The sequence below is a fragment of the Endozoicomonas numazuensis genome (assembly GCF_000722635.1).
GTDB lineage: Bacteria > Pseudomonadota > Gammaproteobacteria > Pseudomonadales > Endozoicomonadaceae > Endozoicomonas_A > Endozoicomonas_A numazuensis.
Genome location: NZ_JOKH01000006.1, coordinates 160,063 through 173,555, shown reverse-complemented (window position 1 = coordinate 173,555; position 13,493 = coordinate 160,063). Strand labels below are relative to the sequence as shown.

The window sequence follows — 13,493 nt, the reverse complement described above, 5'->3', positions numbered from 1 at the left end:
CCTCAGACCTTCTCTATCCGGACAGGACATTTCTTGTAATCCGTCTGTTTGGATAACGGATCGGTGGCGTCCAGAATTAATTTATTCACCAGCTCGCTGGCATCAAAGAAGGGAATAAATGTGTAACCTCTGGGCATGGTGTTGCGCCCCCGGGTTTCCACTCTCGAACGAACTTCACCGCGGCGGGAAATGATCAGGGCTTCTTCTCCCCGCCGCAGGTTTCGCTCTTTGGCATCGTCCGGGTGCATAAACAGCACAGCATCCGGAAAGGCCTTGTAGAGCTCGGGAACCCGTTGTGTCATCGTGCCGGAATGCCATTGCTCCAGCACCCTGCCGGTACAGAGCCACAGGTCAAATTCTTCATCAGGAACAGCGGGAGGGGGCTCATAGGGTAAAGCAAACAGCCAGGCTTTACCGTCCGGTTTTCCATAGAAATCAATGCCCATACCTTCCTTGACATAGGGGTCATAGCCTTCACGGAATCGCCAGAGGGTTTCCTTGCCGTCCACAACAGGCCAGCGTAATCCACGACTCTTATGATAGGCCTCAAAAGGCGCCAGATCATGAGCCTTACCCCGACCAAAGGTTGCGTACTCTTCAAACAGGCCTTTCTGGACGTAAAAACCAAAGTCTTTGGATTCCACGTTGTTGTGTTCGGGGTTTGTTTGTTTCAAGGGGAAGCGATCCACCGTGCCATTTTTAAACAGCACGTCGTAAAGCGTTTTTTTAGCAAGGTCGGGTTTTTGGGCAATCAATTCGCTGGGCCAGATTTCTGAGACTTTGAAATATTTGGAAAATTCCATCAATTGCCAAAGGTCACTCTTGGCCTCGCCAGGTGCATCGACCTGTTGATACCACATCTGAGTCCGTCGTTCTGCGTTTCCATAGGCTCCTTCTTTCTCCACCCACATAGCGGTGGGCAGTATCAAGTCCGAAACCGAAGTCGTTACGGTGGGGTAGGCATCAGAGCAGACAATAAAGTTATCAGGGTTCCGGTAACCCGGGAGTGTCTCATCGTTCAGGTTAGGGGCAGTCTGAACATTGTTGTTGCACATGACCCAGTAAGCATTGATTTTGCCTTCCTTGAGCATGCGATTCTGCAACACTGCATGATAACCGGGTTTTTCCGGAATGGTGCCGGAAGGCAATTTCCAGATTTTTTCTGCAATAGCCCGGTGCTTGGGGTTATTGACCACCATATCAGCAGGCAGACGATGGGCAAAGGTTCCGACTTCCCGGGCAGTGCCGCACGCCGAGGGCTGACCCGTCAGAGAAAATGGATTATTGCCCGGTTCGGATATCTTGCCGGTCAACAGGTGAATGTTGTAGATGATATTGTTCATCCAGACACCACGGGTATGCTGGTTGACTCCCATCGTCCACATGGAGAGCACCTTGATGTCAGGATTGGCATACATTTCGGCTAACTCAAGCAGGGATTGTTTGGGAACCCCTGACATTTCCGAAACCTTGTCCAGACTGTAGTCGCTGACAAAGACGGCAAATTCTTCCAGGTTGATGGGCTCAGAGCTGCCATCATCCGGATGCTTTGCAGCCTCCTGCCGAGGGTCTGTTGGCTTGAGGCCATAACCGATATCGGTTGCACCCCGGCGAATGTGGGTATGCTTTTGGAGAAAGTCCTTGTTGACCTGGTTTGTTGAGATAATGTGATTACAGATGTAGTTGCCTATAGCAAGATCTGTTTGGGGCTTGAATAGGATCGGGAAGTTTGCCAGTTCACAGGAGCGATGAATATAAGTGGACAGCACTGAGACTTTAACATGGGAGTGTGACAGAACTCTGGCGGCTATCCGGCTCCACAGTACCGGATGATTTTCTGCCATGTTGGAGCCCCAGAGCACAAAATGATCAGCATTTTCAAAGTCGTCATAACAACCCATGGGCTCATCAATCCCGAAGGTTCTCATAAAGCCCACAACGGCAGAAGCCATACAGTGTCGTGCGTTGGGTTCCAGGTTATTAGACCGCAAACCTGCTTTCATGAATTTGGAGGCCGCATAACCTTCCCAGACAGTCCATTGACCTGAACCGAACATACCGACGTATTCCGGACCTTTTTTAAGCGCTTTTTTGAACTGGGTGGCCATTTCCTGGAAAGCGATATTCCAACTGACCGGGGTAAACTCTCCTTGTTTATCGTACTTGCCATTCTTCATCCTCATCAAAGGCGTCGTCAGGCGATCAGAGCCGTACATGATTTTGGAGAGAAAGTATCCTTTTATGCAGTTAAGTCCACGGTTTACAGGGGATTCCGGGTCTGCCTGGGTCGCTACAACCCGGTCATTCTTAACGCCGACCAGTACGCTGCAACCTGTTCCGCAAAAGCGACAGGGCGCTTTGTCCCATCGAATGCTTTTGTCCTTACTGACGGGAATAGTATCGGAGGGTGCAGCAAAGGATAATCCAGCGGCACTGGCTGCAGCCGCAGCGGCAGAAGTTTTCAGAAACTGGCGACGACTTTCGTTCATGATGCCTGGGCACCTGTTGTTGAACACTCGGGTCACTTCATCAGGAGCAGCCCGAGGCAGGGTGATGCGATTTGAATTGCCGGAAGGGAATGTTTATTGGCTGGCTGTCAGACCCCTCCCATCAGACCCCCCGTCGTTTGTCAGGGGCTCTGTATGGGTATAGACCAGTGAAACATCAATGATACCGGGCAGGCATCTGACCTGCTCTATTTGATGGGTCATCAAAGAGCTTTCCGGAAATTCCTCCAGTGTGATAGCAAAACGACCAGTGTCTGTTGAGTTATGGACATCCAGACCCTTGATCGTAAGCAAAAGGTCGAGTACCTGACGGTAGTTCTCTGGACGTGACAGCACAACAAGACCACACACAGTATAGGCATTTATCTCAGGAGCGTGATGTTCAGTTTTGCTCATGGATCGTTTCATCCGGTTGCAGTGAAATCATTTCAATGGAGCCTGATGGACAGACCTGAAAACAGGCACCACAGCCCGTACACAGATCGGAGTTGATCTGGGGGGAAGAGATTCCCTGCGAATTAAACAGAGAGGTCAAGGCCTGAGTGCCACACATATCAATACAGGTTTGGCAGTTAATGCCTTTAAATGTCAGACATTCTGACTGGATTGAAGCTTTCAGGTACCAGGGAGGTTGGTGGTTGAGCTGCATCAGAGCGCCATCGTCACAAACCTTCAGGCAGGCTTCACAGAAAGTGCATTCGCCTTGTAGAAAGTCCACCGCAGGAAAGCCGCCTTCTCCCTTGGTCAGAATTTTACCTGGACAGGCCTCAAGGCATTTCTGGCACTGGCTGCAACATTCCAGAAACAGCTGTTCGTTATAAGACCATGGTGGTCTTATGGGGGGCGGCGATTTTTGAGCAGACTGGCCCAGAATAAAGTTGCGTCTGGAATGATCAAAGGTATTTTTGGTCATAAGCAGCCATCAAAGTGCGTGCGTTAGATTGGTATAGGTGATTGGGACAGGAAAAAATCAGCTGACATTGAAGTCAGCTGGGGGGTGAGTATAGATGGGAAAGTCAGATGAAGGTGGACTGTCTTACAAAGCGGTTCGGATCTGGTTCAGTGCCTGTTGCTCCAGGTCGCTGATGCCTTCTGGCTGGGCAGGAAACCACTTGATATTTTTAAGGGCATCTAAAGAGAAGCTGCTCCGGTAACTTTTGGCAAGTTTGTGATCAACGTACTCTTCAGAGCCTGCAGAGGCAGTGAACTGGCCACTGGCTTTAGTAATGAGGGCAGCAATTTCCGGTTTCATGACGAAGTTAATCCATTGATAAGCGGCTTTGTCATTTTTGCTGCGGGCGGGCAGGGCAAAGGTATCGATCCATCCCAGCGCCCCTGATTCTGGCGCTACATAATTGAAATGTCCTGTCTCCTGATGGAGCTTCCAGCCTCCGGCGTCCCATCCTGTAGCGAGCCTCAGTTCCCCTTTTCGAAACTGGTTGAGCAGAGATTCTCCACCCTGCCAGTAGGCCTTGAGGTTATTTTTGCAACGAATCAACTTGTCTGACACCCGGGTGAGAATTTTTCGATATTGGCTCTGGTTGTCATAGGCAGAAAAGGGATCTTCACCCAGAGCAAAGGCAAAACCAATCAGGGTAGGACGATCCAGGCGCATGGCGGCTTTACCCTGATATTCACTGGAGCAGAGATCTTTGAAACTCAGTGATGTTCCGGGCTTACTGGTGTGGGCGATCAGTCCATTCGTTCCCCAGACATGGGGTAAGCCATAGAGAGAACCTTCCAGCTCGACATTGTTGCTAGTGACCTTGAGCAGCGAAGGATCCACTCGCGAGAGATCAATTCTGTTCATGTCGATGGGCTTGTATATCTGATACTGTTGCTGGCTCCAGGCAATCTGATCCATGCTGGGTTGAACCAGATCATAGCCTGCGCCCCGGTTTTCACGGAGCTGATCAATAATGTCAGCATTGTTGGTCAGTGTCACCTTGACCTTGATTCCGGTTTCTTTCTCGAATAACTCAATGACACTGTCTGGCGCATAGCCTGTCCAGGTCAAGATGCGTAGTTCCTGGGCTCTGACTTTACTAAGCATAATGAAGCTCAGCAAAATCATGAGAATGATCTGACTGGAAATACTGGTGAGTGCAGGCATGGCGACCCCCATCGGTGTTTTTTTATTTTTATTATTCAGCCTGAGGCTGATTTCACCTTTATTTACCCTGTAGGAGGCTATTCTCGGTCTAGGAGGCTATTCTCGGTCAGCCTCCCAGGCAGAAAAAACGAGCAGGGTATTGGCCTGAGATTGCACGATTTTGAAAATAAGGTCAATGCTTTAATCGGGTTGTCACATTTCTTGCCTATTAGCCGGTTGGGGAAGAGTTCATAGAAGTTCAAACAGGTGCAGAACCTGTTCATTCCGGGCAAACCTCTTTACACCATGCTGCTTGTCAAAGAGGATGACAAAGTTGGTGTCATTCACTTCGATGACTTTGCCTTGACCAAAAATGCTGTGATTAAGCCTTCTGTTGACCTGCCAGGGAGCCTCTTCCAGCACGTCCCTGCGAAGAATATTCTGCCGTGCCGAGAGATACGCTGGGCTGTGCGGTGAGGCGGCAGGGCGTGATCGACTGATTTCGGTCATTGAAGGGATACCCTCAAGCCTGGCTGCTGTTTCAGGTTGAATCGATTGAAGATAACGACGCGCCGGCCTGGTCAGGCCCGTTTTGGTCAGCTGACTGATTAATTCATCCTCAGAATTTTGTTTGAGTGACTGGCAAACTGATTTGACGTGAGGTATCTGCATTTCTTTCAGAAACAGACTGATTTGCTGAGAGTCATTCTCTGTCCAGTTTCTGTTTTTAGGGACGAGAGAGCCGTTGCCGCTGAACAGGTAAAGTTTTTCTCTGGCTCGCGTCATGGCAACGTACAGCAGCCTGCGCTCTGCCTCCAGATCTTCACTGTTGCTCTGTATCAGGTCATCTTCACGCTTAAAGGGCCAGTATTTTGATGTGAGTCCGGGAATCAGTACGGTGGGCCATTCGAGCCCCTTGGCTTTGTGGCAAGAGCTGATAATAATCTGTTCCGATGGTTTGTTAGCCTGTTGTCTGAATCTTCTGGACTGCAGCCTTTGTTTAGAGCTCAAGTCATCCAGATGCAGGCAGCTGTCACTGACAGACAGGTTCATTTTTTTCAGATAACTGAGAAAACCATCAATAGCCAGAAGTTGTTCTTCTGTTCTCTGATCATTGAGGCTCATGGATTGCAGGCTCTCCCTGAGTTCAGTGCGCTGAATGTAGCGCTGGAGAATTGTGGCTGCAGGTTCCTGGCCGGCTGTTTTCTCCAGTGAGAACAGTGTTTCGGCTCTGTCGTATAGCTTCTGCCGCTGATAGTCGCCTATCCCGGCTAACTGACTGACATGCTGGCCAAGCTCTTTTCCCCAATGTTGTTCGTGTTCCTGTAAGTGGGTGACCAGTTGTTGAACCAGTGCAGACTTAACGCCAAGATGAGGAAGAGTAAAAAGAGAGGTCAATACTTCGGCTCGGGCTGTCACATTGAGCTGCTGGAGTTCACCCGAGGCTAATCTAAGAGCTGCAATCAAGGCTGAAATTTCAGGGCGGTCGAACAGGGAGGGGCCGTCGCACTGGTAAGACAGGCCACTGGCCAGCAACCTCAATTCCAGAGGAACCGATTGCGCCCAGACGCGCAATAAAACCGCCAGCTGGCCGTTAGATTCGGATATGTGTTGTTTGATGGTGGCAAGCACCCGTTCTGTGTCTTCTCCTGCACCCTGAGAAAGAATAATGCTCGAGTCCGGGTTGTCCGGATGAGCAATGCAAATCACATCCTTTCTGTCTTTATTCCGACTGATCAGGTGACTGGCTGCCATGGCTATTTCATGGCCATAGCGGAAAGTATGGGGCAGTGTCAGTTCATGAACAGCATCGGTATCGGCATAATCGACTTCGAAATGCTGGAGAATGTTATGAATATTGGCACCGGCAAACTCATATATTGTCTGATCGGGGTCACCTACTGCGATGACTTTGGACCTCTCCCCCGCGATGATTCGGGTGAGTCTGTGCTGCAGAGTGGAGGTGTCCTGGTATTCATCAACAATGATTCGATCCATTTTGTTGGTAATACGTGGTACTACTTCCGGGTGTGCATCGATCAGGCAGACAGTATCGTAGAGCATATCTGTGAAGGTGATTCTGCGATGCAGATGACGCCACTGTTCGAAGGCATCGAAGAGTTCAACCAGAAATCGAAAATGATCAGGGTAGTCTGAACGCTCCAGAACTGAAGACGGTGTGTCCAGGCTGGCTTTGACGTTATCAATAAAACCAGTAGCGATTTCTATGTATCGGGCACTGTCTGCTTTTATACGGTCCTGTAGCAGGTCGGGAGCTAACGTCAGTAACAGTTCCCGAACTTTCAGTTCGATCTCTTTATCTGACAGTGGTCTATGGTCGTATACAGACCTGAGGCCCCACTCTTCAAGCGATTTCAGTAACCTCAACCCAGTGGAGTGATAGGTTCGGACTTCAGGCAGAACAGGCCATTGTTGGCAGCGCTTTCTCAGCTGTCGGGTAAAATCCAGCTGCGCGGATTTGTTGAACATCATGACCATGATGCGGCGAGGGGCAATCCCCTGAGTCAGCAATTCATTGATCAGAAAGGCGAGGGTAGTCGTTTTACCTGAACCGGCTACGGCTATACACAGGGCATGTCCATTTACATGCTGGGTTACCCTCTGTTGAGGGCCAGTGAGTTCCATACAATCAAAGCGCCAATGGAGATCGATCAGACAAGCTTCCATCATATCAGAGAATTTCCTGTGATGGAGGCTCTCTCACAGAAGGGAGCGGGAACTTTTTCGGACATCGGGAGTCCTAACAATGCAATAGTGCAGTATGCAGCCATTATCAAGGAATGACACCATGTACACCACCGGTCTGAATGTAGTCTTTCCAGTCAAGCCCCCTGATCCCTCCAAGTCTGGAGAGGAGACCATTTCCGATCGCCTTAAAATCAGGCGCAAAGACCCTGTTTGTCAGCAAGTTGTCATGCGTCATGGCTATGAAGTCAATTCCTGCCGAAAATGTTTGTCTATTGCACTCCGGGACGATGTCAGAAAAATCTCTATGACCCCGTATGTGTCTAAAACCCTGAATTCAGAAAGTGAGCAGAGAAGTTGGAAAATTGCCAGATTTCGATCTTTTGAAGATGATTTGACCGACCTGCGTGACTGTCAGGATATCATTGAGGGTATCAGGGTATTTCGAGACCTTAAGATGCCCTATGAGGAAATAGGCAAAGCTTTTTATTGCCAAAAGGGGGGCAGCCTCAAATTGGAGCCGTTGACTGACGATATTGCGGTTATGGATGTTTTTCTCTGCGACCCTGATCCCAAGAAGACGTTTGATACGATTCAAATCAAGTTGCCTTCATTAAGGTCCATTCCAGAAGGGAAAGAGATCATGGTTTTCTATGATCGGGATGCTCCGGTTCTGGATGATGACGAGCCAGAGGACAATGATGACTTTCCAGGGCCTGCGGCCAAGAAAGCCAGGCTCAGGGCGAAACAGCTATTGGCCCCAAATGTTTCTTTGAATCCGATAGCCAGGGAACGAGGGGCTTCGAAGACGCTCAACAATCTGATTTTGAGTCCACAAGAGTGTGCGGTTTATGTCAAAAGGAATGGCCAGTGGCATGTAAGACACAAGATGGTTAAGTGTGGAGAGTCCATAAACCCTAATCCTTTGCTCAGGTTGTCGGGGCCGCTGGTGGTTAGTAAAAATGACGAACTGCTTAAGGTACCGGATGATGGTGAGTTTTTTTTGAATCAAACCATCATGAAAACGCTCTATGAAAAGAAGTTTAAAGAGCACCAGCAGCAGTATTCTGACGACAGCCTTTTTCAACCGATCCCCTGGGACTACGTGCTGTCTGACAACACAACAAAAAAAATTTCAGCACTGGATCAGAAAGCACAGACAAGAGCGGTGTTGCAAGCCGGGCAGGCTGAAATGGGGAATGATGACTCCGATGAATCTGCTTTTTCCACTCATACAGACTACACCTATCACTTTTTCTTTGAACGCTGGAATTCCTGTCATGTCATTGCCGTATTTTGTCATGTGACCGACTCGGAAGTGTTTTTATATCTGCATGAAACCGAAGGTACAGGCAATACTACCAGTAAGCGGATCAGGGCTCAGGTGTCGGCGATGATGCAAAAACTTCATTCGGACAAGGCATTGATCATTTATTACCCGAACGTTGTGTTTCAAAAAGACTTTGCCAGTTGCGGTGTGTTTGCCATGAAAGCCATGAACTATTTCAGGAAGCATCCACAGGAAATGGTTCAGTGGTTATTGGCTCTGCATCAGAGCGATACAAAGGGTTCTGAGGAAAAAATGGAGCAGGGTGTCGCAACGTTTGCTGAACCTGAAACTGCAGGGGGCTCAGTAGCCTTTCAGGGCATGCCTGCGGGGCTGCTCAAAATGTTTCATGGTCGTTTATTCCCAACGGGGCCTAAAGAGCCTGTGTTGAGTGATGAGCAGCTCAATACCCCGGTTAATAAAAGTGGGGAGACACTCAGAGAATATCTCTGGAAGTATGAAGCTCCTGAGGTAGAGAAACCAGGCGGAGGAACGACGATCGTGAATGTGGGTACAACGGCCAAGAGGCTGGAGTATTTCGCCAAGTATGAACACATCATGGAAGAGAGCCATGGCTGCATGATGGAAGAGAGCCATGGCTGCATGCGTCTGGCCAGGAAACGGGGTGTTGATGTTGTTGATGTTGTTGATGAGAAAAAAGACTACATGGCTAATTCCATTCAAGACGCTGATCTTTCACGGGTTCCTCCGGCAGCGAAACGGATGAAAAAGTCCGTTGGCAAGGATGACGACGCACCTGCCTGGGTACTTAACTTAGAGTCACTGGAAGCGATCAATGAATGGTTGGCTGGTCAGGGGGGAGAAGCCTTTTCGGAGGATGAATGGGGGTATGTGGGAGAATACTTCAGGTTTGCTGCCAATGACCGGAACCTCGATCTGTTTGGCAAAAAATATCCGGCAGCGAACGAATGGTTTCTGGGCGCTATTAAAAAGCCTCTGACAAATGCCAAGTGGGTTCTGGTGAATCATTGGTTCAACGGTGGGATTACAGGGGAGCCAACGGAGTTTAAAAAAGAGCTGCATGAAAGAAGTGACAATAAAACATCTCAGTAACCCGCCGTCATAAATAATGTCAAATGAGTGGATGCTTTTCAGGACAAGGTCATCCTTAGTGAATGACTGGTTTTTTTCTGCTATACGAGCAGTGTCTTAATAAATAAAAATTCACTATTAATTCACTATTAATTCACTATTTGTAGTTTCTTATTCTTTTTATTGGATGGCTTGTGTAATCGAGAGAGAATAAGTTATTGCAATTAAAGGATAGGAAAAAGCTTGGCTGAAATTAGCTTTTTAAACAAGAAAGCTTCCTTTTCTACGGGTCATACCGAATAAAAATTTAAATGACGAGAAAAAAATTCTGGAAAACATGCTTTAATAATAAGTCGTTATCATAGTGTCAGAGGGTCATACAATTTAAGTCTGCGTTCTTAGTTTTTTGGAATAAAGTAGACGCTCTGGATTCATGTATAGGGTGTGTCATTATTATACTTTTATTCGGTAATTACTTTCTGTAAAAGCCAATGGATATAAGTATAATGCCCCGCGAATCTGTTTTTAGGTGATCATTCCCATGCAACACGTGCTTATAAGCTTGGTAGGAATAGCTGTCCTACTCGGTATCGCAATTCTATTATCGGATAATCGCAAAGCGATAAAATTACGAACGGTCGGTGGAGCCTTTGCCATTCAAGCCGGTATCGGTGCATTTGTTCTGTATTTCCCTGCTGGACAATATGTTCTTGAAGGGATTACCAATGGCGTTAACGCCATTATGGAATATGCTTCCAACGGTATTGGTTTCATTTTTGGTGACATAGCCAACTTCAAACTGGGCTTTATCTTCGCCGTTCATGTTCTGCCCGTTATTATCTTCTTTGCTTCTCTGGTAGCCGTTTTGTACTACCTGGGTATTATGCAGATTGTGATCAAGCTGTTCGGTGGCGCTCTGCACAAAGTACTGGGCACCAGCCGTACAGAGTCCCTCTCTGCTGCTGCCAATGTCTTTGTTGGCCAGACTGAAGCACCTCTGTTGGTTCGTCCATTTATTGGTCGTATGACTCAATCTGAACTGTTTGCCGTCATGGTGGGTGGTCTGGCTTCTGTGGCTGGTGCGGTTATGGTGGGTTACGCCAGCATGGGTGTTGAGCTGAAGTACCTCATTGCTGCCAGCTTTATGGCTGCACCCGGTGGACTGCTGATGGCAAAAATCATCAAGCCTGAAACCGATACTCCGAATGATGATTTAGAAGCGATTGAAGAGTCTGCTGAAGATAAGCCTGCAAACGTCTTTGATGCGGCTGCTGGTGGTGCTGCCAGTGGTCTTAAACTGGCCGCTATGATTGGTGCCATGCTACTGGCTTTCATCTCCCTGATCGCCATGGCTAATGGTATTCTGGGCTGGGCTGGTGCCTGGGTTGGTTACCCTGACGTGACCATTGAGTTGATTCTTGGTTATGTCTTCTCTCCACTGGCTTACGTGATCGGTGTACCTTGGTCTGAAGCCATGACTGCAGGTAGCTTCCTGGGTCAGAAAGTCATCGTCAACGAATTTGTGGCTTTCTCTAATCTGGCTACTTATATCGATCCTGAAGCTGCAGCCAAAGCGGGTGTAGCAATGCTGTCTGACCGCTCTCAGGCAATTCTGACGTTTGCCCTGTGTGGTTTTGCTAACATTTCGTCCATTGCTATCCTGCTGGGTGGTCTGGGTTCCATGGCGCCTAATCGTCGTCATGACATTGCTCGTTTTGGTCTGAAAGCGGTCGCCGCAGGTACACTTTCTAATCTGATGAGTGCAACCATCGCTGGTCTATTCCTGGTTTTCTGATACCAGTCTCTGGATGAGTCGGTCATGGCCGATTTATCCAGCTCCTCATATCTGATTCTGCAGTTTTCTTCTGTATTCCCCCTTCAATACCGCTGCATGAGTGTTTAGCCTGATTCAGCTGTCATTGAAGGTTGTGACGATAAAACGGTTGTGACGATAAAACGATAGCTTGCCCATGCCGTTTAAGCGGCACGAGATGGCACTTCCGGACGTACAAGGCTGGGTTTATGTTCATTATCTGGTGCTTATGCAACAGGCAACGTGTTCCATGATGAGTTTGAACTAGAATGAGTTCCTTTCTATAACAGTTCTATGGTTTACACATAGCACTGAACAGTCATGGAGCATTAATAATGATTACAAAACTAGCCGGCCTGATGGGTCTGATGCTGAGCGTTCTGGCCAGCATAAGCCACGGGGCAACCGAGGGCAGTGGCAACCCTGAAAAAGTAGGGTTTATTCCCGGCCCAGTGATAAGGCTCAATTCCACTGAGTTGATGGAGATTGATGAAGAAAACAGAACTTATTTATCGCCAATTAAGGTTCTGACTCTCCATTTTAAACCGGACGGTTCTGAATTGATTTTGGTAGGGGTTTCAAAACCAACCAATTCTGTTGATCCGCAAGTGTTTGTTCAGCGCTTCAATAGCAGTGCGCTTTCCCTTACCCAGAAAAGCATTAATAGTCTTGGACATGACAATATTTTTCAAGGTGCCATACTCGATGTGAGCACATCTTCGGGGGGAGGCTTTATAGCGTATACTATCGGCGGCTTGATTTTCTCCTATAAGGCGTCCCCCGTCAGGTATACCTATCTATACGACAAAGCTACAGAGGAAACATCTCTTTTCGCAACCACCTTCATCCTGGAGGATGCTTGGCTGGCATACGGTCATGCAGGACTACTGTCACTGATTAACCCGGAGAACAAAAATGACGTTTTACCACTGCCGGGTGAATTCCCCGAGGCAGTGAATACGCTGGGCAGTCAGGGTGCATGGCTGGCTTCGGGTGATCGATCTGGCGAGATTCGAGTGCATAACCTCACCAACCTCAGTGACATCAGCTACGTTGAAATGAAAGCGCACAATGATGAAGTACTTAGCCTTAGCTTCAGCCCCGATGGCGAACGACTGCTCTCTGGCGGTCGGGATAATCTGGCACGCCTCTGGCTCAGGGAGGCTGAAGGTCATTTTACCCTGATTCAAAACATGACATTTGATGCGGACGTAGACGTTGTCTTGTACCACCCCGGAGGTGAACATTATGTGGTGGCCGAAGGCCCCAGGGTTCACCTGTATGAGGCCGCAAACCAGACCCGGCTCGATACCCTGACAATGGCAAACAATATGAGTGAGGTGTATTCTCTCGCCTTTCACCCCAATGGCACCTGGCTGGCGGTAGGCAACGACCAGAACGACATTGAATTCTATTCTCTGGGGAGGCTGCCTGAAATTTCTTTAACCGAACAGGCAACCGCGACTATGGGTGACGATCGGCTCACCTCACCAAGCCCTTCTCTTACCTTTCTGACGGTACCGGCCTCAAGTTTTATGGAGGCGTCTGCCACCATGCGGCCTGAGTTCACTTTTACCGAACAGTCAACTTTGCAGCCAACCTTGACGGTAACGATGGTGGTTGTCAGCTCTTCTGCAGCTATAGACGACAATCAGCCCACTTCACCGAGCCCTGCTGTTACTTCACCAAGTCCTTCTCTTACCTTTCTGACGGTACCGGCCTCAAGCTTTATGGAGGCGTCTGCCACCATGATGCCGCCCGTCATAACGACTGACGAAGATCAGGAAACCGGAAGCAACCTCGGGGCGATATTGGGTGTCGTGCTGCCCAGTGGGGTGATTATTGCCACCCTGACCACAGCAGTTATTGTTATTTACCTGAAACTCATCAAACCAAAGCGGGTTGTTGAAAAAGCCTGAAGCTATTTTTACTGCTTAACAGCAGCGGTTAGCAAAATATAAGGGACATCTATACATTTGACCAACCGACCGGTTG

8 protein-coding genes are annotated in these 13,493 nt (G+C 48.5%); 3 read left to right on the top strand and 5 right to left on the bottom strand.

Translation table 11 applies throughout. The features are described 5' to 3' along the window. Window positions 1-2: 2 nt before the first annotated feature. The 5 genes from napA to GZ78_RS21505 all read right to left on the bottom strand — a co-directional run bounded on the left by napA (window position 3) and on the right by GZ78_RS21505 (window position 7,290). A complete protein-coding gene (gene napA / locus GZ78_RS21525; protein ID WP_034840801.1) occupies window positions 3-2,489 on the bottom strand; it encodes a nitrate reductase catalytic subunit NapA in 2,487 nt (828 codons plus the stop codon). 93 nt (window positions 2,490-2,582) lie between these two features. Then, window positions 2,583-2,903 (bottom strand): chaperone NapD, encoded by a 321-nt coding sequence (locus tag GZ78_RS21520; RefSeq protein ID WP_161787459.1) that lies wholly within the window; start codon window positions 2,901-2,903, stop codon window positions 2,583-2,585. Then, window positions 2,890-3,420: a ferredoxin-type protein NapF gene (gene napF / locus GZ78_RS21515; protein WP_034840795.1), complete on the bottom strand. Its 531-nt coding sequence runs from the start codon at window positions 3,418-3,420 to the stop codon at window positions 2,890-2,892. Before napF ends, GZ78_RS21520 begins: the two co-directional genes overlap by 14 nt. A gap of 123 nt (window positions 3,421-3,543) precedes the next feature. Continuing rightward, window positions 3,544-4,620: an extracellular solute-binding protein gene (locus tag GZ78_RS21510; protein ID WP_034841113.1), complete on the bottom strand. Its 1,077-nt coding sequence runs from the start codon at window positions 4,618-4,620 to the stop codon at window positions 3,544-3,546. A gap of 228 nt (window positions 4,621-4,848) precedes the next feature. Beyond that, the gene (locus GZ78_RS21505) at window positions 4,849-7,290 is read right to left on the bottom strand and encodes an ATP-dependent helicase (protein ID WP_051786425.1); all 2,442 of its coding nucleotides are present in this window, start codon (window positions 7,288-7,290) and stop codon (window positions 4,849-4,851) included. 118 nt (window positions 7,291-7,408) lie between these two features. On the opposite strand from GZ78_RS21505, the gene GZ78_RS21500 reads away from it, so the two are divergent. From GZ78_RS21500 to GZ78_RS21490, 3 genes are all read left to right on the top strand, one after another. Continuing rightward, window positions 7,409-9,706 carry a hypothetical protein gene (locus GZ78_RS21500; protein WP_034840791.1) on the top strand — a complete coding sequence of 766 codons (2,298 nt, stop codon included), beginning with the start codon at window positions 7,409-7,411 and terminating at the stop codon, window positions 9,704-9,706. Window positions 9,707-10,226: 520 nt separating this feature from the next. Continuing rightward, window positions 10,227-11,480, top strand: coding sequence for a NupC/NupG family nucleoside CNT transporter (locus tag GZ78_RS21495; protein WP_034840790.1), 1,254 nt, complete (start codon window positions 10,227-10,229; stop codon window positions 11,478-11,480). A 353-nt stretch (window positions 11,481-11,833) separates the two neighbouring features. Continuing rightward, complete coding sequence (locus GZ78_RS21490) at window positions 11,834-13,417, top strand: WD40 repeat domain-containing protein (protein WP_034840788.1); 1,584 nt, start codon at window positions 11,834-11,836, stop codon at window positions 13,415-13,417. Window positions 13,418-13,493 lie beyond the last annotated feature (76 nt).